The sequence below is a fragment of the Novosphingobium sp. ERW19 genome, assembly GCF_012641315.1.
Lineage (GTDB): Bacteria > Pseudomonadota > Alphaproteobacteria > Sphingomonadales > Sphingomonadaceae > Novosphingobium.
Genome location: NZ_JABAIC010000003.1, coordinates 360202 through 380051 on the forward strand (window position 1 = coordinate 360202; position 19850 = coordinate 380051).

Annotated in this window: 18 protein-coding genes, 1 tRNA gene and 1 other RNA gene; 10 read left to right on the forward strand and 10 right to left on the reverse strand. The window is 65.5% G+C overall.

Translation table 11 applies throughout. The features are described 5' to 3' along the window. Positions 1-872: 872 nt before the first annotated feature. Complete coding sequence (locus tag HGI46_RS07805) at positions 873-1745, forward strand: hypothetical protein (protein WP_168903717.1); 873 nt, start codon at positions 873-875, stop codon at positions 1743-1745. Here the strand turns inward: HGI46_RS07805 and HGI46_RS07810 are convergent. The 6 genes from HGI46_RS07810 to HGI46_RS07835 all read right to left on the reverse strand — a co-directional run bounded on the left by HGI46_RS07810 (position 1639) and on the right by HGI46_RS07835 (position 8220). Next, entirely contained in the window at positions 1639-3519 is a 1881-nt protein-coding gene (locus tag HGI46_RS07810; RefSeq protein WP_168903718.1) for an ABC-F family ATP-binding cassette domain-containing protein, read from the reverse strand. The genes HGI46_RS07805 and HGI46_RS07810 overlap by 107 nt on opposite strands. A gap of 115 nt (positions 3520-3634) precedes the next feature. Beyond that, positions 3635-4459: a hypothetical protein gene (locus HGI46_RS07815; RefSeq protein WP_168903719.1), complete on the reverse strand. Its 825-nt coding sequence runs from the start codon at positions 4457-4459 to the stop codon at positions 3635-3637. Further along, on the reverse strand, positions 4456-5181 hold the full coding sequence (locus HGI46_RS07820; protein ID WP_168903720.1) for a TonB-dependent receptor: 726 nt from the start codon (positions 5179-5181) through the stop codon (positions 4456-4458). The genes HGI46_RS07815 and HGI46_RS07820 overlap by 4 nt, the downstream gene beginning before the upstream one ends. A gap of 125 nt (positions 5182-5306) precedes the next feature. Next, positions 5307-5383 (reverse strand) — tRNA-Ile (locus tag HGI46_RS07825). Positions 5384-5455: 72 nt separating this feature from the next. Beyond that, complete coding sequence (locus HGI46_RS07830; RefSeq protein ID WP_118073446.1) at positions 5456-6466, reverse strand: polysaccharide deacetylase family protein; 1011 nt, start codon at positions 6464-6466, stop codon at positions 5456-5458. After that, positions 6463-8220 (reverse strand): HAMP domain-containing histidine kinase, encoded by a 1758-nt coding sequence (locus HGI46_RS07835; RefSeq protein ID WP_168903721.1) that lies wholly within the window; start codon positions 8218-8220, stop codon positions 6463-6465. Before HGI46_RS07835 ends, HGI46_RS07830 begins: the two co-directional genes overlap by 4 nt. Positions 8221-8478: 258 nt before the next feature. On the opposite strand from HGI46_RS07835, the gene HGI46_RS07840 reads away from it, so the two are divergent. Next, entirely contained in the window at positions 8479-8946 is a 468-nt protein-coding gene (locus tag HGI46_RS07840; protein ID WP_118073449.1) for an Lrp/AsnC family transcriptional regulator, read from the forward strand. A 155-nt stretch (positions 8947-9101) separates the two neighbouring features. Here the strand turns inward: HGI46_RS07840 and HGI46_RS07845 are convergent, their stop codons facing one another. Continuing rightward, positions 9102-9389: a chorismate mutase gene (locus HGI46_RS07845; RefSeq protein ID WP_168903722.1), complete on the reverse strand. Its 288-nt coding sequence runs from the start codon at positions 9387-9389 to the stop codon at positions 9102-9104. Between the two features lie 90 nt (positions 9390-9479). Between HGI46_RS07845 and HGI46_RS07850 the strand changes: the two genes are divergently transcribed. Together HGI46_RS07850 and HGI46_RS07855 are read left to right on the forward strand one after the other, a co-directional pair. Beyond that, the gene (locus HGI46_RS07850) at positions 9480-10493 is read left to right on the forward strand and encodes a polyprenyl synthetase family protein (protein ID WP_168903723.1); all 1014 of its coding nucleotides are present in this window, start codon (positions 9480-9482) and stop codon (positions 10491-10493) included. 31 nt (positions 10494-10524) lie between these two features. Continuing rightward, complete coding sequence (locus HGI46_RS07855) at positions 10525-11541, forward strand: aldo/keto reductase (protein ID WP_168903724.1); 1017 nt, start codon at positions 10525-10527, stop codon at positions 11539-11541. A gap of 2 nt (positions 11542-11543) precedes the next feature. On the opposite strand, the gene HGI46_RS07860 is transcribed toward HGI46_RS07855, so the two are convergent. Next, entirely contained in the window at positions 11544-11690 is a 147-nt protein-coding gene (locus tag HGI46_RS07860; protein ID WP_162895993.1) for a hypothetical protein, read from the reverse strand. A gap of 109 nt (positions 11691-11799) precedes the next feature. Between HGI46_RS07860 and hrpB the strand changes: the two genes are divergently transcribed. From hrpB to ffs, 3 genes are all read left to right on the forward strand, one after another. Then, complete coding sequence (gene hrpB, locus HGI46_RS07865) at positions 11800-14250, forward strand: ATP-dependent helicase HrpB (RefSeq protein WP_168903725.1); 2451 nt, start codon at positions 11800-11802, stop codon at positions 14248-14250. Positions 14251-14283: 33 nt separating this feature from the next. After that, positions 14284-14562, forward strand: coding sequence for an ETC complex I subunit (locus HGI46_RS07870; protein ID WP_168903726.1), 279 nt, complete (start codon positions 14284-14286; stop codon positions 14560-14562). Between the two features lie 167 nt (positions 14563-14729). After that, positions 14730-14824: signal recognition particle sRNA small type (gene ffs, locus HGI46_RS07875), an RNA gene on the forward strand. Here ffs and HGI46_RS07880 read toward each other — a convergent pair. Next, positions 14823-15311, reverse strand: a complete 489-nt coding sequence (locus HGI46_RS07880) for a DUF4188 domain-containing protein (protein WP_168903727.1) — start codon at positions 15309-15311, stop codon at positions 14823-14825. The two genes, ffs and HGI46_RS07880, sit on opposite strands and share 2 nt — an antisense overlap. A gap of 98 nt (positions 15312-15409) precedes the next feature. Here HGI46_RS07880 and HGI46_RS07885 point away from each other — a divergent pair, with 98 nt between their 5' ends. The 3 genes from HGI46_RS07885 (at position 15410) to HGI46_RS07895 (ending at position 18738) form a co-directional block, all read left to right on the forward strand. After that, a complete protein-coding gene (locus HGI46_RS07885) occupies positions 15410-17254 on the forward strand; it encodes a DNA polymerase III subunit gamma/tau (RefSeq protein WP_168903728.1) in 1845 nt (614 codons plus the stop codon). Continuing rightward, positions 17251-17586, forward strand: a complete 336-nt coding sequence (locus tag HGI46_RS07890; protein ID WP_168903729.1) for a YbaB/EbfC family nucleoid-associated protein — start codon at positions 17251-17253, stop codon at positions 17584-17586. Before HGI46_RS07885 ends, HGI46_RS07890 begins: the two co-directional genes overlap by 4 nt. A gap of 129 nt (positions 17587-17715) precedes the next feature. Further along, a complete protein-coding gene (locus tag HGI46_RS07895; RefSeq protein ID WP_346766696.1) occupies positions 17716-18738 on the forward strand; it encodes a VacJ family lipoprotein in 1023 nt (340 codons plus the stop codon). A gap of 27 nt (positions 18739-18765) precedes the next feature. On the opposite strand, the gene HGI46_RS07900 is transcribed toward HGI46_RS07895, so the two are convergent. After that, positions 18766-19800: an SIR2 family protein gene (locus HGI46_RS07900; RefSeq protein ID WP_168903730.1), complete on the reverse strand. Its 1035-nt coding sequence runs from the start codon at positions 19798-19800 to the stop codon at positions 18766-18768. Between the last annotated feature and the right edge of the window lie 50 nt (positions 19801-19850).

Below are 19850 nucleotides of genomic sequence, written 5' to 3' on the forward strand. Positions count from 1 at the left end.
GTGATGACAGTGACTCGACTGATAAGGTCTGAATTTGCTCCGTTCCCGCGGAATCTGGTGTACCAATGGCAAAATCTGCCCGCTGAATCATAGCGTCTAGAGTTACGACATCCGGCAACTTGCTTGTCCTTGTTCTAGATTAGAATATTTTCCCATCTAAATTTCGTTTATCTAGATATCAGGAATGTATAATCTTATGTTATCAGTAAGAAGCGCCTGTTCAAGTCGCGGTGCTTAAGATTTTTGCAGGGAACAGCGGTAACGGTTTACTAATTGCCCAATCTCCATTCCGCCGTCACCCGGCCATGATCCGGTGACCTACCCTTTCGCTGATGGCCTGCTGTAAGAAGCGGCGTCCCAGGGCAAGGTCGGGATGACGGTCTAGAGGAACGTCCCTGCGCCTTCCTTCTTGTTCACGCCTCCACGTGAATCCACAAAACCATTTTCCTACACCACCCATTCTCGCCTAGAAGTTCCTGTTTCGTTCCAAACGGGAGCCGCCCATGCCGCATGCCGCCGATCCTCATCAGCCGTCCTCCTTTGGGCGCGGGTGGATTCCCGCGAGCCGGGATATCGGGCTTCCCGGCGATTCCTGGCGCAATGCTCGCGTCCCCCTCCCGCAGGCGGGAGGGGTTAGGGGTGGGCATTCGCCGTCAGGCGAACTTGGGTTCTACACAGAAGAAGGAAGGGCCCACCCCCGACCCCTCCCGCCTGCGGGAGGGGAGAAACCAAGGGACTCCCTCCCGCCTGCGGGAGGGGAGAACGGCGCATCACTGCTCCACCCCAACCAGTTCACCCCCATTCGCATCGCGAAGTTCCTCGAACACCTCAGCCGTCACGGGCAGGTGCGCGCGGCGGCGCGGGTGGCGGGGGTGTCACAGCAGACGGCTTATGTCCGCCGTCGCCGCGATCCGGCCTTTGCTGCCGCGTGGGACGCTGCGCTGCTCCATGCGCGCGAGGCGGCCGAGCAGGTGCTCGCCACCCGCGCGCTCCACGGCACCACCGAGACGATCTGGTTCCGGGGCGAGGCGGTGGGCGAGCGGCGGCGCTTCGATACGCGCCTGCTGCTGGCGCACCTCGCCCGGCTCGATGCCCGCGCCGCGCAAGCCCCGCAAGCCGTCCACCATCTCGCCGAGGACTTCGACCACATGCTCCTCGCGCTCGCCGCAGGGGAGGACACCGCCGCCGCCACCGGCCTCGCCGACCCGGCGCGCGAACGCTTCCTCGCCCGCTGCGCCCGCGAAGCCGAACAGGACTTCAAGCGCGCCTGCCCCTATCCCGCCGACGACGAACCCGACGAGGCCTGGGACGACTGGGACGAAGCCCACAAGCGCTACATCGCGCAAGCCGCCGAACTCGCCCGCCAGACCTGGACCACCCGCACCGCCGAAACCGAAACCCGCCTCGCCGCGCTGTTCGCCGAAGAGGAAGAGGAACCCACCCTAACCCCCGTCGCCCCGGCGCAGGCCGGGGCCCATGTCGCCGACGTCGTGAGGTCAACCGCTGAAATGGATCCCGGCCTCCGCCGGGATGACGGGGAGGGGAGTGGGGAAACCACCCCTGAACCGTGTAAACCCCGTAAACCCTTGCGCGCGCTGAGGTGCGGAACCTCGCCCTCGGCGCTGGTGACCGCGACGGTCAGTTGGCCGATTCAAGCGCCTCGCCAGCCTCAAGCCACGCAGCTTCCGCTTCCTCCAGCGCCTGCGCAACCTTGGCGCGCCGCTGCGACAGGTCGCCCATCGTGAGCTTGGCGAATTCCGGCGCGGCGCTGGCCGGTTCGAACATCGCGCGGTCGATCTGTGCCAGCTCGGCCTGCAATTTGGCCACGCGCTTTTCCGCTTCGGTCTGCGCTTTCTGCAGCGCCTTGTACGTCTCGCGCGCCGCCGCCCTTGCCTTGCGGTCTTGAGCGTTGCCACCCTTGGCCTGCGGTTCGGACGCCCCCTCGGCGTTGGGCTGGTTGCGGCCGAGGATGAAGTCGATGTAGTCCTCGATGCTGCCGTCGAACGGCTTGGCAGTGCCGCCATCGACGAGGACCAGACGGTCAGCCACCAGTTCGGCCATGTGCCGGTCGTGGCTGATCAGGATCACCGCGCCCTTGTAGGCATTGAGCGCCTGCACCAGCGCCTCGCGCGCGTCGATGTCGAGGTGGTTGGTCGGTTCGTCGAGCACCAGCATGTGCGGCGCGTCGCGGGTGACGAGGGCGAGGGCAAGGCGCGCGCGCTCACCGCCCGACAGCGTGCCGACCGCGCTCGTCGCGCGATTGCCCGAGAAGCCGAAGCGGCCGAGCTGCGCGCGGACCGCAGCGGGGCTCTTGCCCTCCATCGCCCGCGTCATCAGTTCGAGCGGGGTGCCGCCATCGGCGATCTCCTCGACCTGGTACTGGGTGAAGTACCCGACCTGCATCTTCCCCGTCGCCGTCATCGCCCCGTCCATCGGCGCGAGCTGCGCGGCGAGCAGGCGGGCCAGCGTGGTCTTGCCGTTGCCGTTGCGTCCGAGCAGCGCGATGCGGTCATCCGGATCGATGCGCAGGTTGAGCCGCTGCAGCACCGGCTTGCCGGGGGTGTAGCCGACAGAAGCGAGGTCGAGCGTGATCAGCGGCGGGCGCAGTTCCTCGGGGTCGGGAAAGTCGAAGCTGAGCGAGGGATCCTCGACCACTGCCGCGATCGGCTGCATCTTGGCCAGCATCTTGGCGCGCGACTGCGCCTGCTTGGCGGTCGATGCGCGGGCGGAATTGCGGGCGATGTAGTCGCGGAGCCGGTCGGCCTGGGCTTCCTGCGCCGCACGCGCCGCCGCCTGCTGTGCCAGCCGCTCGTTGCGCTGGCGTTCGAAGCTGTCATAGCCGCCGGGGTAGAGCGTAAGCTTGCCGGCGTGGAGGTGGACGATGTGGTCCGCCACGTTGTTGAGCAGGTCGCGCTCGTGGCTGATCAGCAGCAGCGTGCCCGGATAGGCCTTGAGAAAGTTCTCCAGCCACAGCGTCGCTTCGAGATCGAGGTGGTTCGAAGGCTCGTCGAGCAGCAGCACGTCGGGTGCGGAGAACAGCAGCGAAGCGAGCGCAACGCGCATGCGCCAGCCGCCAGAGAAACTGTCGAGCGGGGCGGCCTGCATGGTCTCGTCAAAGCCGAGGCCGATGAGGATACGCGCCGCGCGGGCATCAGCGGAGTAGGCGTCGATCGCGAGCAGGCGGTCGTGGACATCGCCCAAGCGGTCGGGATCGGTGCAGGTCTCGGCCTCGGCCAGCAGCTGCGTGCGTTCGACATCGGCGGCGAGCACGGTTTCGAACGGCGTGGCACTTCCGGCGGGTGCTTCCTGGGCGAGGTAGCCGAGACGCGTGCGGCGCGGCATTTCGATCGCGCCTTCGTCCGGCTCGATCTCGCCGATGATCGCCTTGACCAGCGTCGACTTGCCCGCCCCGTTGCGCCCGACCAGACCGACGCGGGCGCGTGGCGGCACGGCGACCGAGGCGCGGGAAATGATGTCGCGTCCGCCGAGGCGCACGGTGATGCCGTTGATGGTAAGCATGGAAAAAGGACGCGTCCGCTTCGGATATTCAGGGAAATTCGGGCGCGCGAGTCCCTGTCACACTCCCCCGGTGTAGGCAAGCGAAGTTGAAACCCATCAGGCCGGGCGGGTTATCTCACTTCCGCACCGCAAAGGCATACGGGATGTAGAGAAACACCTCGGTATTGCTGACTTGTGCCCAGGCGATGGCGCGATCGAGCCCGGTGACTTCGACGCCGTAACCCGCGCCGTAGGGGCTTGCAGCCTGAAGCGCGCTTCTGGCGATGCGGGCGTTAATCTCCTCGCGGTACTGCTCCGGGTTGACGATTGTCAGTGCCATCGTGCCGAGCTGGCGGATCTCGGAGCGGCCCGTGGCGGGCACGGCCTTGACGAAGGCGGAGACCTTGCGCTGGGCGTCGTCGATCGTGCCGGTGAGCTTGGCCTTGATCATCAGCCGTGCGGTGGCGGTACTGCCGTCGTCCTCGAAGCCCGGCTGGACCTTGCCGTTGCCTTCGTCCTCGTCATCGTCATAGCTGTCGTCATCATCCTCGTCATCAGAGGTGGTGGCAGGGCTGGCGAGGGCGGGGAACAGGGTGCGCCAGTTCTCTCGCGTGACTTCCTTTACCTCGAGTTCGCCGGTGACAAGACTGAGGCCATCGCGGCTGGCGCGGTCAAGCGCGGCGAGCAGCATGGCCTGCACTTCGCTTCGGCGCATGTCCTCGCTGCGGGAATCCGAGCCGATCTCGATGCGGCGCACGACACCGTCTGCTGTCCGGCGCAGGCCGACGGCCGGGCGTCGGTCGAGATAGGGCAGGCTGGTCATCACCGACGGCAGCCTCTCGCTGCGCTTTTGCGCCGTAACGATGACTTCGCCCATGCTGTCATCCTCCTGCGCTGACACTTGCAGGGGTGTGGCGAGCATTGCGAGCGCGACAATGCGTGACAAGGTGCGAGGGATCATGGCGCGGTCCTCCCATCGAACTGCCTCGGAGTTATCGCGTAGCGGTATGGGATATAGAGGAAGACATCGCTGGGGCTGGCCTGAGTCCAGATCACCTGCCCATCCACACCGGTCACGCTGAACGTGAAGTCCGGCCCGAAGATGCCGGCAGTGGTGCGCGCATCCTGGGCGACAAGGGCAAGGATCTTCTCGCGGTACTGGTCAGGATTGTCGACGCTGAGCGAGGTGACGGCGGACGTCTCGACCGTCGCGCGGCCATTGCCTTTTAGCGAAGCGATGAACGCATTGAGCTTGTCCTGCGTGGCGCGGGACGATTCCTCGAGCTTGCCCCTGACCATCAGTTCGACCTTGCTGGTATCGACCCGGCCGGCGGGCAATTGCGGCAGGCTGCGGTAGTTGGCTTTTGTCACGGGTTCGAGCTGCACGGAGCCGGTCACCAGTTGGAAGCCCGACGCGGCGGCGCGATCGATGGCAGCGAGCAGTGCGGCGTCGATCTCGCTGCGGCGGGTAGCGGCGTCGCGGGTGTCGGAGACGATGGTCAGGTTCATGACCATGCCATCTGCCTGGCGCCGCAGGCCGACGACCGGGCGGTCCTTCTGCCAGAAGCGGGCGTCATTGCGGCTGGCGCTGACCAGCACCTCGCCGAGGCCCGCCGGTTGCGCGGTTGCCGAACTCGCGCCAAACCCCACGAGCAGGGGGACAATCCCCAAAAGCATTCGCATCAGTGCTGCCTCCCCCTCCAACCATTTGCCGGGGTGGATGCTACGGTGGAGGCGGCCTGCGGCCAAGGCAATTCATCCGCGCGCACGCGCAGCGGGAATGACTTCCACAGGATCGTTAAGGATGATGGTGGGCCCGGCAGGACTTGAACCCGCGACCTAGCCGTTATGAGCGGCCAGCTCTAACCAACTGAGCTACAGGCCCATCGCGATTTCCGCTAGCGGGGCGGTGCGAGGTTTGCAAGCACTTGAGCGGGCTTCTTGCGGCCGAAGGTCGTCAGACTTGCGCGGCGGCGATGATCTCGCGGACGCAGGTCGAACGGACGCGATTATGGGCGAGATGGGCGAAGACGCCGCGCCACCAATCATAGAACTGGTCGAGGTCATCCTCGCTGCGGACATAGGGTGTGTAGCCCGGTCGAAGCGAGGGGCTGTGGAAGGAGAACACGAGCAGGGGCAGCTGGTTTTCCAGAGCCATGTCGATGCCGGTCACTGCCTCTTCGAGCGTCACGCCTTCGGGAGTGAGCGGAATGCGATCGAGCAAGCCGAGCCGGGCGAGTGCGCCGCGAAGGCGTGGCACGCGCCACATCGATGGGTAGAGCGCGGGACCATGGCGGCGCAGGTGCCCGGCGAAAACCGTGGTGAGCGGCATTTCCATCAGACCGTTGCGACGGTCGATCCACCAGGGGCGCAATGGGTGATCGCGGAAGTTGGGGCCGCCGGTGGAGCTGTAATCGAAGCGCGAGCGGACCGAGGTGTCGATGGCGATGGCGCAATCGGACAGGACGGCTGCGGTATTCGGGCCGACACCGTAGCGTCCGGCGCGGTAGATCAGCGGGCCGACCCCGAAGGCCTGCTCGATGGTGTCGCGCAGCTTGCGGAACTTGGCACGTTCCAGATCAGCCGGAAGATTGCCGGCGAAGCTGTTGTGAACATTGACAAGTTCATCATAGGGCGGGTTGACCCAGGGGTGCAACTGCACGCCGATCTCGGCGCGCCCGGCGGAAACGGCGGCGCCGAGGACCTCGGCAGCGCGTGGGTCGCTCGCCACAGGGTAGTCGACAAGGTAGACCGGGACAACGCCCAGGCCCTCGCAGAACTGCTGGAATTTGGCGAGGCGTGGGATGTGGTCGAGGCCGTGACTGGTGCGATCCAGCGGCTTGGTCCAGTCAAATTCCTCTTCCGTATCGACCGTCAGGATAAAACGGGTGCCGAATTCGGGTGCGAAGGTGACGAAGTCCTCCGGCGATGGCAGGCGGAGGATTTCCGGAGAGGCAGAGGCGATCATGCGCGGGCCTGCAACGGCACGGTACCGCCCGGCGGTTCGTCTGCCAGCGGAATCCTGACAACGAACTGCGAACGCTCCCGCAGCAGGGTTCCGCCGCCGGATTCGAACTCTGCACGCGCGAGGCGCAAGGCGAAGCCGTTGCCGAGCATTGCCGAGGCGGCCAGCACCCCGCCACCAGCCGGTGCTTCGGGCGCGAAGAGGGCAGCATCGTCGAGCCGGTCAAGCGCGGCGGGAAGCGTTACCGCCAAGGCGGCAAAGCGCTCGTGCCGTTCAAGCGCGATGGTGATGCGCTCGCCCGGCGCGACGCTGGTGGCGACGACCGAAAGCAGGCGCCACACGCTGCGTTCGATTTCATCGGCAGCGAATGCCACGGCGAGCGGGCCTTGCGGCATGCTGACGGCGAGGCGGACGTTGCGGGCAGACAGAACAGGGGAGACCTGTTCGACCAGGCTTGCGACCAGCGCTGCCGCATCGGCCAGCCCGGTGTCGATCTCCAGCGCGCGCGATTCCAGCTTAACCAGACGCTCGATCTCTTCGAAGCCGGCGAGCATCTGTGCCGCGTCGGCTGCGATGCTGGCGGCCATGGCGCGGTATTGGTGAGGGGTGGTGCCGAAGACCTGGCTCTGGATCATCTCGGCAAAGCCCTGGATGGCGTTGATCGGCGTGCGCAGCTCGTGCAGTAGCTGGCGCAGGCGATCGGCTTCGACCGCGGCGGCGGGCACTGCGGGGGGCAGTTCGGGTGCCGACGCTTCGACAAGGCGGCGCAGGCGCAGGTGGTAGCCCGCAAACCGCCCGCCATCGCGCGCGAAGATCGGGGTGCCATCGGCCTGCCATGAGCCGGATACCAGATCGGGCCCCTCGATCGACACCAAGCCTGCTTCGATCGGCTGGCGCTGCCGGAATGCACGAGCAGTGGTTTCATCGCACCGAATCGGCGCGGTGGCGTCGGCACAGAACAGGTGGCTGCCAAGCAGTACCCCCGGCGGGTCGATGCCTGCGTGAACGACAAGCCCAAGCGCATCCGTGCGCAGGTCAATCGCAGTGACCGGCTTGCGCGGGGCGGCGTTTTCCTCGCCGAATGGCAGGAGCGGGGCAAGCCCGTCGCCGCGAGCGGCCTGAGGCGCGGTGGCCTCGCGTTCCTCGCGCTTGCGACGGAAAGCTTCGATCCGGCGGACGATTGCGCCGATGCCATCGTCTGCCGAAACGGGTTCGGGCAAAGGCGGGGCGGCATCGGACAGGAGCGGCGAGGGGGCTTCCGGTTCGGGCAGCGGAGCGGCCTTGATTTTAGGGCGGTCGTGTTCGACTGCGTCCGGCGCCTCCGGCTGGGGCAGGAGGAAATCGTTGATGCCGAGGCGCGAGAGCAGCTGGCGAACCGGCTCCCCCAGATCGGCGCGATGGCGTACGAAGCCACGTGCCTGCACCGGCAGGCGCGGGATCACGGCGAGCCAGTCCTCGTCGGTCAGCCGCGCGGCCGATACTGCGGCGGCTGCGGTGCGGGGGCCGCCCTGGGCAAAATGGTAAACCAGGACGGCAGAGCGGTGCGGGGCTGAGCGAAGAACGGCGGCGCATTCCTCGTCGGTCAACATGGCGCAAAGCGAATCCATGCGCTGGAGCGCGCCCGCATGCTGCCGATTCCATGCGGCGAGCGGCACCGGGCCGAGCAGATCGACCAACTGGCGCAGCTGCGTTCTGGCTGCCGTCTTGCCGGCCGCGTGGGTGCGCAGCACGGTCTCAAGGCGGTCGTCAACGATCATCAGAGCTCCGCGTGTGGCCTTTCATGCACCGTAGCGTGAAGCTCCGGACAGGTTGCTAGTCCGCTGAACTAGCCCGGAGAAGGCTAACAAATCGTGCCGGTGGCGTGAAGGTGACTATCCACTGCGTTGCAATGTGGGACGGTTGCAGTATGAAACAATAAAATTATCTTGGACGGTAGATTTTGTGCGGAAAGTTGCGACTCACGCTTCTTTCCGAATTCCCCGACCGGGGTCAAACGAAACGGACGAACACGAAGAATGGCAACCCTTGATGGTATCGACCGGCGCCTGCTTGCCGAATTGCAGGCCGAGGGCCGGGTGACCAACGTAGAGCTGGCGCAGCGCGTCGGACTTACCGCGCCGCCCTGCCTGCGCCGGGTACGCGCACTGGAAGATGCCGGCGTTATCCGCGGTTACCACGCTGATCTTGATTCCTCGAAGCTGGGTTTTGCGATCACCGTCTTCGCGCTGGTCAGCCTCAAGAGCCAGGCCGAGGAATCGCTGCGCCAGTTCGAAGACCACATGCGCACGCTGCCCGAAGTGCGTGAATGCCACATGCTCAATGGCGAGATCGACTTCATCCTCAAGATCGTCAGCCGCGACCTGCAGAGCTTCCAGGAATTCCTGACCAGCAAGCTGACGCCTGCGCCCAACGTGGCGAGCGTCAAGACCTCGCTGACGATCCGCACCGCAAAGCAGGTGCCGGGCGTTCCGCTGGAGGATTGAAAGCGGCTTTTGTTGAGTACGCTATCTGCATCCGCAGATAGCTTTTCGGCACCGGCCCGCTCCCCCGCCCGGCCACCCATTCAGGGTACTCTCGTGGTTGGCCGGGCGGGGGAGCGGGCCGGTGCCGCAAGTCCCTGACGGATGTCAGGGGCGGATCAAGACGAAGACGCCGCGCGTTCGTGGTGGCGGATCACTTCCTGGATGATGAAGCGCAGGAACTTTTCCGAGAACTCGGGATCGAGCTTGGCGTCCTCGGCAAGCTTGCGCAGGCGCGTGATCTGGCGCTCTTCACGACCCGGATCGGATGCAGGGAGCTTGTTGGCAGCCTTGTAGGCGCCGACGGCCTGGGTGATGCGGAAGCGTTCGGCAAGGATGTGGATCATCGCCGCGTCGATGTTGTCGATGGACTGGCGATAACCTGCCAGAACCGGATCTTCGCTCATTCCCATTCCCCGTCCAAAGGTCGTAACGCGCCGCTACAGTGCAAGTTGCGTCTTGCCAAGCGCCCGCCTTGTCGCCAAGCGGTCTAGCCGATGACTGCCACCGTCCACACCCTGCCGCGCAAGGCCGAACCTTCGCTGGCGCCGATGATGGCCCTCGTTGCCGAGGGCATGAACAGCGTCAACGCCGTGATTCTCGACCGGATGCAATCGCGCATTCCGCTGATCCCGACCCTGGCCGGGCACCTGATCGCCGGTGGCGGAAAGCGCATGCGCCCGATGCTCACGCTCGCCAGCGCCTCACTGCTGGGATACGGCGGATCGCGGCACTACAAGCTGGCGGCGGCGGTGGAGTTCATCCACACCGCAACGCTGCTGCATGATGACGTGGTCGACGGTTCGGACATGCGGCGCGGCAAGAAGACCGCGAACATCGTCTATGGCAACCCGGCCACGGTGTTGGTGGGCGACTTTCTGTTCAGCCGCAGCTTCGAACTGATGGTCGAGGACGGCAGCCTCAAGGTGCTGCGCATCCTCTCGAACGCTTCGGCGGTGATATCCGAGGGCGAGGTCGACCAGCTGGTGGCGCAGCGGCAGATCGAAACGACCGAGGAAATGTACCTCGACATCATTGCGGCCAAGACGGCTGCGCTGTTCTCGGCGGCGTGCCGGATCGCCGCGGTGGTGGCCGAGCGTGACGAGGCTGACGAGCTGGCGCTCGATTCCTATGGGCGCAACCTTGGCATCGCGTTCCAGCTGGCCGACGATGCGATCGACTATGATTCCGAAGTCGCCGAAATGGGCAAGGATCAGGGCGACGACTTCCGCGAGGGCAAGATGACCCTGCCGGTGATCCTCGCCTATGCGCGGGGCGACGCCGAGGAGCGCAAGTTCTGGCAGGAGGCGATTGCGGGCGACCGCTCTTCGGACGAAGACCTTGCCCACGCCATCGAGCTGATCCGCCGGCACGATGCCGTGAACGCCACGCGCGAGCGGGCGCGGATGTATGCGCAGCGGGCGATCGATGCGATTGCCGCTTTCCCGGCCAGTGCGGCCAAGGTCGCCATGACCGAAGCCGCGCTCTTCGCCGTGGCGCGGAGATTCTGATCCAGTTTCATAAACATAACGGGAGAGCCTGATGCAGCATCGTCGCCTCGGCCGGTCGGCCATTGTCGTTTCCGACATCTGCATGGGGACGATGACCTTCGGCAGCCAGGTGGACGAGGCCGAAGCGCTGCGGGTGCTCGATCGCTGCTATGACGCGGGGATCAACTTCTACGATACCGCCGAAGGCTATCCGGTGCCGCCGGATGTGAAGTGGGTGGGGCGGACGGAAGAGATTGTCGGCAAATGGCTCAAGACCAAGCCGCGCGATGCCATCGTGGTGGCAACCAAGGTTTCCGGCCCGAGCCACGTGTGGTTCGGCTCACCCTGCCGCAGCGGCATGACTGCGCTCGACCGGCGCAACATCGAAACGGCGATAGATGCGAGCCTGAATAAGCTCGGCACCGATTACATCGATCTGTACCAGACCCACTGGCCCGACCACGACACGCCCTATGACGAGACGATGGAAGTGCTGCACGAGCTGGTGCAGGCGGGGAAGGTGCGGATCACCGGCTGTTCGAACGAGACGAGCTGGGGCCTGATGAAGTCGCTGGCCACCGCCGAACGGCTTGGCACAGTGCGCTACCAGACGATCCAGAACAATTTCAGCCTTAACAACCGCCGCTTCGAGGACGAATTGGCGCAGGTGTGCCGCAAGGAGGGCGTAAGCCTGATCCCCTATTCGCCAATCGCTGGCGGGGTGCTTTCGGGTAAGTACAACGGTGGAGCAAGGCCCGAGGGCGCGCGGTTCTCACGCTATCTCGCGATGGAGGGGCGGCAGGCGCAGATGGGCAAGCGCTTCGTCAACGATCGCAGCATCGCCGCGACCGAACGATTCATGGGCGTTGCCGCAGAGGCCGGGCTTGATCCGGTGACGATGGCCGTGGCCTGGTCCAAACAACACGACTTCGTCGCTTCGACCATCGTCGGCGTCGGGGCCGAAGGTCAGCTCGACGCGATCCTCGCCGCTGCCGATCTGGTGCTGAGCGACGATGTGATGAAGGCAATCGACAAGGTTAGCCGCGAAATACCTTACCCCATGGGCTGAGGTTACTTGCGCCTGCCAAATCGCCGCCACAACCAGTAGCAACTGCCGCCGCAGACAGCGCCGACGCCAAGCATGACGGCGCCGATCATCGCGCCGCTGAACAGCAGGCCGGTGGTCAGCGCCACGACGAATTCCAGCGTGCTCTTCATCTCTCCCGGCCCTAACATGCTTGCTCGGTATCGACCATGAACGATCTGTAAGGGGCTGCGTTTCCCGGAGCGTTGCCTTGGGCGGGCAAAGGCCGTTAAGGCGCATGGCGTGAACGACCTGCCGATCCACGCCGTGCTGCCCGACCTGCTTTCTGCCCTGCGCGCGGGGCCGAGCGCGGTGCTGATCGCGCCGCCGGGGGCGGGCAAGACGACCGCGGTTGCGCCAGCCTTGCTGGGCGAGACGTGGTGCAGCGGACAGGTCATCGTGCTGTCGCCGCGGCGCGTGGCGGCGCGCGCGGCGGCTGAGCGGATGGCGGAACTGCTGGGCGAGGAGGCCGGGCAGACGATTGGCTATGTTACGCGCCTCGATGCGAAGCGCTCTGCCCGAACGCGGGTGATCGTGATGACCGAGGCGATCTTCGTCTCGACCATCCTGAACGATCCGGAATTGCAGGGCATTTCCGCCGTGCTGTTCGACGAGGCGCACGAGCGGCACCTCGACAGCGACCTCGGGCTGGCGCTGGCGGTGGAGGCGCAAGGGGTGCTGCGCGAGGATTTGCGCATCGTGGTGATGTCAGCGACCATCGACGGATCGCGGTTCGCCGCGTTGCTTGGCGATGCCCCGGTGGTGGAGAGCGAAGGCAAGGCGCATCCTCTGACGGTCAAGTGGCTGGGTGCGCGGCCCGATGTCAAGATCGAGGCAGCGATGGCCTCTGCCATCCAGACGGCGTGGCGGGAGGAGACGGGGGATATCCTCGCGTTTCTGCCGGGCGTCGCACAGATCGAGCGGACGGCAGAACTGCTGGCTGAGCGCTTGCCGCAGGCGCTGGTGTTGCCGCTGCATGGGCAGGTGGAGCCCGCAGGGCAGCGCGCGGCGATCCGGCGTGATGCGCAAGGGCGGCGGCGGATCGTGCTGGCGACGAGCATTGCCGAGACCTCGCTGACGCTGGATGGCGTATCAGTGGTGGTCGACGCGGGCCTTTCGCGGCGGGCGGAGTTCGACAAGGCCGCAGGGGTGACGCGGCTGCTGACGACGCGGGCGAGCCAGGCTTCGGCGGCGCAGCGGGCGGGGCGTGCGGCGCGGCAGGGGCCGGGCGTGGCCTATCGCCTGTGGGAAGAGGCGGCACACGCGGGGCGACCGGCGTTTGATCCGCCCGAGGTGGTCACGAGCGGCCTTGCGCCGCTGGCCCTGACCCTGGCGCAATGGGGCGCTGGCGATGTGGCGGCGATGGCTTGGCTTGATCCGCCACCGGTGGCGGCAATGGCGGCGGCGCGGGGAGCCTTGCAGGCTTTGGGTGCGCTGGACGGCGAGGGGCGGATCACGGCGCACGGGCGTGCTATGGCGCGGCTGCCGATGGAGCCGGCGCTGGCGCACATGCTGCTGTTTGCAGCCGAGCGCGGGCAGGCGGACGAGGCGGCGCGACTTGCCCTGTTGCTGCAGGAGCGTGGCCTTGGCGGACGCGGCGAGGATCTCGCGCGGCGACTGGATCGCTGGGCTGGTGAGCGTGGGGCGCGCTCCGAGGGATCGCGTAAGCTGGCGGCTCGGTGGGCGCACATGGCAAGCAAGTTGGTGGCTCGGGGGAACGATGCGGAAACCCCGTCGGGCGTGCTGCTGGCCGAGGCGTTTCCGGACAGGATTGCGCGGGCGCGGGGGTCTTTGGGCGAGGAGTGGCTAGCATCGGGTGGACGCGGCTATCGTCTTGATCCGGCATCGCCGTTGGCGACAGCGAAGTGGCTGGTGATTGGCGATGCGCAGGGCGAGGCCAAGGGTGCGCGGATCACGGCGGCGGTGGCATTGGAGGACGAGGAGGTCTCGCGCTACCTCTCGCACCGGATGGAGGAGCGGCATTCGCTGACGTGGAATGCCGCTGACGGGCGGGTGGAAGCGCGGCTCGAGCGACGGTTGGGTGCGATCGTGCTGGCGCGGGTGCCTGATCCCAAGCCCGATGGCGATGCGGTGGCGGCAAAGCTGCTTCAAGTAGTGCGCGAGGGTGGTCTGTCATTGCTGCCACTTGGTGACGCAGCGAAGGCGCTGATCGTCCGGGCAGGGTATGCGGGGTTGGAGGCATTGTCGGAACAGTCGCTGCTCGACGGGCTAGAGGACTGGCTGGGTCCGCTATTGGCGGGTCGACGCGATCTGCAAGTGGGCGCAGGCAAGCTGCACGAAGCGCTGCTGAACCGGCTCGACTGGAACGAGCGGCAGGCGCTCGACAAGCTGGCCCCGGCCGAGTTCCGCTCGCCTGCCGGTACCAGCCACGCGATCGACTATGGTCATGAAGGCGGGCCTTGCGTGGAATTGCGGGTGCAGGCGCTGTTCGGGCTGGAGCGGCATCCTTGCGTGGGGCAACCGCCAAGACCGCTGTTGCTCAGCCTGACCAGTCCCGGCGGCAAGCCGATCCAGACGACGGCCGACCTGCCCGGATTCTGGCGCGGATCGTGGCGCGATGTGGTCAAGGACATGAAGGGCCGCTACCCCAAGCATCGCTGGCCGGACGAGCCTTGGGCCGAGGACCCGAGCCTCAAGACCAAGAACGCCTTTAACGCGCAAAAGCGGACTTGATTTGCAGCCTGATTCGTGTGCAAGCGCGAAGCCATGTCAGCACGCATCTATCAGCGCCCGAAGAACGCCATGCAGTCCGGCAAGGCCCGGACCAGCGACTGGCTGCTCGAATTCGAACCCGCCGAGGCACGCCGCCCCGATCCGCTGATGGGCTGGGCCGGTTCGGGCGACACGCACAGCCAGGTGACGCTTGCGTTCAATTCGCAGGAAGAAGCGCAGGCCTATGCTGATCGCTACGGCATCGAGGTGCGGGTGATCCCGACGCCGCCGCGCAAGCTGAAGCTGCAGAGCTACGCGGACAATTTTCGTTAGTCAGGTGCGCCTTCCGCATCCGCGGAAGGCTTGCGGCACCGGCCCGCTCCCCCGGCCCGGCCACCCGAAGCATACCTCGACAGGTAGCCGGGCCGGAGGAGCGGGCCGCTGCCGCTGAACAGCACTTGGGGGCTGGACAAGCCCCTGCTTCCTCTCCATATGCCGCGCCGGGAGTCGGTCGGACGCTTGCGTCCGCCAACCTGGTCAGGTCCGGAAGGAAGCAGCCACAACGGGTTGCGGCGGGTCGGCCGGCTCCTATTTCACCCCTCAGTTGCAGCTTTCATGCGCGAGCGCGCCTCGTTGCGCTTGCCGGTGGCGGGGATGAGCCCGGCTACCTTGCCTAGGCCGAACGGCGGCATGTTGCCGTAGATCGTTTCATAGGCCCCGGCCGAGACGGCATAGGTCTCGTGAAAGATGCCCACCGTGCCGTCGCTGCCCACGGCCTTGTTGAACGCGGTCCAGGCTGGCCAGTGCTTCTGGTCACGATCGCGGGCGTAGGCTTCGAGGCTGTCGAAATCGCGCCAGTATTGCATCATCACCACCGTGCGTGGTCCGCGCAGCATCGTCTCGACGCCAAGAAAGCCGCTTTGCGGGTTGCCCGCCAATTCCCTGATCATCGGACCCATGGCGCGGGCGACGGGGAGCCACTTGCCCACCTTGTGGAAGTGGTTGATGCGCATACCGATGACGAAGACCACCAGCGAGCGGTCAAAATCGGCGGTGAGGCGGCCTGGAAGCACTTTTGTCATGGCTTTAAGGTTGCATTTTGCAACTTATGAGTCAATCCACCGATTCCCGTTTGTCGGGCATTCGACATTCGGGCTGCGAGTGCTTACCTAAGGTAGCAATGGCCGATTCCACCGACATGTTTGGCGATCCTCCGCAAGAGGAGGAGAACAAGCCTTCCGCTGCCGAACTCGAAGCGGCGGGGCAGAGCTCGATGTTTGGTGATCCGGCGCCGGTTGCCGCGCCGCCTGCGCCGGTGGCTGAAGCGCCACCCCATGTTGCCGAACCTGTTGCGCGGGAGCCTGAACCCGCGCCCCCCACCGCTCCAACTGCGCAGCCCTATCGCGTGCTGGCGCGCAAGTATCGGTCGCAGACCTTTGCCGAACTGATCGGGCAGAACGCGATGGTGCAGACGCTGGCCAACGCGATCAAGCGTGACCGGCTGGCCCATGCCTTCCTGATGACCGGGGTGCGCGGGGTCGGCAAGACCTCGACCGCGCGCCTGATTGCCAAGGCGCTCAACTGCATTGGCCCGGACGGGCAGGGCGGGCCAACGATTGATCCTTGCGGGGTGTGCGAGCCGTGCCGGGCAATTGCCGAGGGTCGCCACATCGACGTGATCGAGATGGACGCGGCGTCGAATACCGGCGTCGATGACGTGCGCGAGATCATCGAGGCGGTTCGCTATTCGGCGGTTTCGGCGCGCTACAAGATCTACATCGTCGACGAAGTCCACATGCTGTCGCGCAATGCTTTCAACGCCTTGCTCAAGACACTTGAGGAACCGCCGGCGCATGTGAAGTTCCTCTTTGCGACAACCGAAGTCGACAAGCTGCCGGTGACGGTGCTGTCGCGCTGCCAGCGGTTCGACCTGAAGCGCATTCCCGCCCCGCTGCTCGCCAGCCACTTCGGCATGATCTGCGGCAAGGAAGGTGTCGAGGCCGAGGACGAGGCGCTGGCGATGGTCGCCGCTGCTGCCGAAGGATCGGTGCGCGATGGCCTTTCGATCCTCGACCAGGCGATCAGCCATGCCGATCTTGTCGGCAGCGATGACGGCAAGACGCGGGTGACGGCGGAACAGGTGCGGCAGATGCTGGGCCTGGCCGACAAGACCATGCAGCGCCGCCTGCTTGATGCCGTGCTTTCCGGAAAGGGCGCCACGGTGCTCGACGAAGTGGCGCAGCAGTATGCGCTGGGGATCGAGCCGATCGCGATGATGCGGGCGCAGATGGACGTCGTCCACCGCGTGACGGTGACGCAGATCGGCGGCGTGGGGCCGGATGTGCGCTCGACCGAGGAGCGCGAGGCGCTGGAAGGCTGGGCAAAGGCGCTTTCGGCAGGGCAGTTGCACCGGCTGTGGCAGCTGCTGCTCAAGGGTTACGAGGAAGTGAAGGTCGCGCCCGATCCGCTGGTGGCGGCGCAGATGGCGCTGCTGCGGGTGATGCACGCGGCGGACCTGCCCGATCCGGGCGGGCTGGTGAAAAAGCTGGAGGAGATCGCCTCGCGGCCCGTCGTGGTGGCGCAGGCCGCTGACGGCGGCGCTGCTTCGGCTCCCGTGGCGCAGGCGCCTGCCGCGCCGTCGATGGACTGGGAGGCGCTGGTCGAGCAGGTCGAGCATGTCTCGCCGCTGGTTGGATCGACGATGCGGCTGGGCGTGCGGGTGGTGGAACTGAAGCCGGGTTTGCTGCGCTATCAGCTGGCACCGGGATTGCCGAACGATCCGGCGGCGGATATCCGGCGCGCGCTGAATCACGTGACTGGCGAGGCGTGGATCATCGAGCGCGGGGAGGGCGATGCCCGCCCGAGCCTCGAGGAAGCCAAGGCCGAGAAGGTGGCAGCGGCGGACGCGGCGATGAAGGAAGATCCTTTGGTCAAGGCGGCGCTGGCAGCTTTTCCGGGCGCGGTGATCATTGATGAGGAAAGCTCGCGAGAGCACGAGAAGAGACCCTGGAGCAAACGCGCATGAAGTCGATGGAAGAGATGATCCAGGCCGCCCAGAAGGCGGCGCAGACCATCCAGAAGCAGATGGAAGACGCTCAAGGCAAGCTCGACAATATCGAAGTCGAGGGTGCGGCCGGCGGTGGGCTGGTGAAGATCAAGGCCTCGGCCAAGGGGCGGGTGATCGGCGTCAGCATTGACGAGGGCCTGCTGGCACCCTCCGAGAAGGGCATCCTCGAGGACCTGGTTGCGGCAGCGTTCAACGACGCGCGCGGCAAGGCCGATGCCGCAGCCGCAGAGGAAATGCAGAAGGTACAGATGGCTGCGGGCATCCCGCCGGGCTTCAAGCTGCCGTTCTGACCAGTGGTTTGACCAGTCAGGCCGGTGCGGGCTGGCGATGAATTGCGATTCGATGACTTGCGGCATGGCTGGGGGCAGGCCAAGGCTGTGCGGTAAACTGAAGAACCGGACAGGAATTCCTGCTTGAGTGTGACCTTGCTTGCCAGCGCTGCCCTGCTTGCCGTTCCCGTGGTGGATGGGCCAGCGGAACCGGAGGTCGCGCTGGTGCAGGATGCACAAGGCGCCGCTTCCGGTGCAGCAACGCCGCTTCCTGCCGAAACACCCACTGAACCACAGCCCGCAACACCCGTTGCCTTGCCGCAGGCCGCGGCCCCATCGCTCGACCAGATCGAGCAGGATGACCAGGCGATCGTGGTGTCGGGCGAGAAGACGCCGCAGCAGGACCCGATGCAGGCGGTCAATCAGGCGAGCTACGACGCGGTGCAGGCGGTGGACGACGCGGTGATCGCGCCGGTTGCCAACGTTTACGAAAAGGGCGTGCCGCGCCCGATCCGCATGGGTCTCAGGAACTTCCTGCGCAACCTGACCGAGCCGATCGTCGCGCTGAACTATCTTCTGCAACTGAAACCGGGGAAGGCCGCCGAGACTGTCGGCCGGTTCGCGATCAATTCGACGATCGGCGTCGGCGGCGTGATTGACGTTGCGAAGAAAAAGCCTTTCAACCTGCCGTATCGTCGCAACGGGTTTGCCTATACGTTCGGCTATTATGGCATCGGGCCGGGACCTTACATGTTCCTGCCGCTGGTCGGCCCGACGACGCTTCGCGACGTGATCGGGCTTGGGCTTGATCGTTTCCTGATGCCGTTTGCCGTCGGCGGTCCGTTGCGCAATCCGGGCTATGTCTACGGCAGCTTCGTCATCCGCTCGCTAGACGAGCGTGTGGCGAACGACGAACTGTTCAAGCGCATCCGCGAGGAATCGAACCCTTACGCGTCTTATCGCGAGCTTTACCTCAAGACCCGGCAGGCCGAGATCGACGCGCTGAAGGGCAAGGCGGACTTCCAGAAGGAAGGGTCGATAGTCCTGCCGGCGATCACGCCGACACCGCCGCCCGCGATGCCTGCTGCGGCCAGCGAGCCGGTTTCTGCTGCGCCGCCCGCTCCGATATTCGTCTCTGAACCGGTGGTGCAGCCGCTGCCTTCCGCACGTTGAGATTGCTCCCCCGTGCAGCCGGGGGCCTCAACTCTCCAGCAGCAGCGAAAAATCCCGCAGGACTTCCCAGGCCTTGTTCGGCGAGATCATCAACTGGTCGGCGGTTTCCAGCCCGGCAAGGCGGCGGATCATCTGGGCGACGGTTGCGGCATTGCCGCTGCTCATGCCGTAAGTGGAGATCAGCACTTCGGGGTTATGCGATAGCGTATTCTCGAACAGCAAGTCGACGTTCTGGGGCTGGAAGCCAAAGCCCAGGAACACGAGGCGCTTCGCACTGGCCACGGACAGGCGGATATCGCGCAAGGCATTGCGATCGGTGCTGCGTTCGTTGAGCGATTTCAACTGGGCAGCGATAGCGTGGATGTTCCACGGCTGCTCAACGCCCCATTCGGCCTGGGGTGCTTCGCCCTTCTGCCATGGCAGGCGGCCAATGGAGCCATGCGGGTGCACGATGTCGAGCTTTTCGGCAATGACCTGCTGCGCTTCCTTGAGCTCTATCCCATAGGCCATGACCAGCGCGTAGGGCAGGAAATGCTCGACCGAGCGGTCGTAGTTGAAGTTGATGATGGTGAGCTGTTCGAGCGTCTGGCCAATCTTGCTGCGCGGCACGCCCGACGTGATCAACTGGCCGAGCTGATAGATCCAGTATTCCGCGATCTTGCCCTGCAACGGCAATTCCCCTTCGACGCGGGGAGCGTCCTTGAGGTTGCTGCGTGATTCGGCCTGACCCATGAAGAACGTGATCGCCAGCTTGCCGCAGGCGACGACGAGGGGGTCATGATCATACTGTTCGAGCACGGTATCGATCGAGCGACCGAGGCGGCAGGCATTGCGCAGGCGTTCGGCGGCCGCCGCAACGTCGCCGACCTTTTTGTTCAACCTTTCCGCAAGCTTGTAGATGTTGCGCAGAAGCAACTGGCCGTCGCGCGTCGACGTTTCCGAGTTGGCGCGCTTGAAGTCATAGCCCTGGATGATGCGGGCAAGAAGTTCCGCGTTGGTCGGAAATTGCAGTTCGGCGCTCGCGCCTGCGCCGACGATCAGTGTTGTTCGTGTACGCAGCATCCGGTGTGGCAACCTTTCCCGTCCCCGACTTCCAATGCGTATTTATACCT

Coding starts and splice junctions, on each gene's coding strand:
- HGI46_RS07890 (WP_168903729.1), top strand. CDS start 17,251: ATGAAGTCGATGGAAGAGATGATCCAGGCCGCCCAGAAGGCGGCGCAG.
- HGI46_RS07845 (WP_168903722.1), bottom strand. CDS start 9,389: ATGAGCGAAGATCCGGTTCTGGCAGGTTATCGCCAGTCCATCGACAAC.
- HGI46_RS07880 (WP_168903727.1), bottom strand. CDS start 15,311: ATGACAAAAGTGCTTCCAGGCCGCCTCACCGCCGATTTTGACCGCTCG.
- HGI46_RS07850 (WP_168903723.1), top strand. CDS start 9,480: ATGACTGCCACCGTCCACACCCTGCCGCGCAAGGCCGAACCTTCGCTG.
- HGI46_RS07820 (WP_168903720.1), bottom strand. CDS start 5,181: ATGCGAATGCTTTTGGGGATTGTCCCCCTGCTCGTGGGGTTTGGCGCG.
- HGI46_RS07855 (WP_168903724.1), top strand. CDS start 10,525: ATGCAGCATCGTCGCCTCGGCCGGTCGGCCATTGTCGTTTCCGACATC.
- HGI46_RS07815 (WP_168903719.1), bottom strand. CDS start 4,459: ATGATCCCTCGCACCTTGTCACGCATTGTCGCGCTCGCAATGCTCGCC.
- HGI46_RS07840 (WP_118073449.1), top strand. CDS start 8,479: ATGGCAACCCTTGATGGTATCGACCGGCGCCTGCTTGCCGAATTGCAG.
- HGI46_RS07885 (WP_168903728.1), top strand. CDS start 15,410: ATGGCCGATTCCACCGACATGTTTGGCGATCCTCCGCAAGAGGAGGAG.
- HGI46_RS07870 (WP_168903726.1), top strand. CDS start 14,284: ATGTCAGCACGCATCTATCAGCGCCCGAAGAACGCCATGCAGTCCGGC.
- HGI46_RS07810 (WP_168903718.1), bottom strand. CDS start 3,519: ATGCTTACCATCAACGGCATCACCGTGCGCCTCGGCGGACGCGACATC.
- HGI46_RS07830 (WP_118073446.1), bottom strand. CDS start 6,466: ATGATCGCCTCTGCCTCTCCGGAAATCCTCCGCCTGCCATCGCCGGAG.
- HGI46_RS07900 (WP_168903730.1), bottom strand. CDS start 19,800: ATGCTGCGTACACGAACAACACTGATCGTCGGCGCAGGCGCGAGCGCC.
- HGI46_RS07860 (WP_162895993.1), bottom strand. CDS start 11,690: ATGAAGAGCACGCTGGAATTCGTCGTGGCGCTGACCACCGGCCTGCTG.
- HGI46_RS07835 (WP_168903721.1), bottom strand. CDS start 8,220: ATGATCGTTGACGACCGCCTTGAGACCGTGCTGCGCACCCACGCGGCC.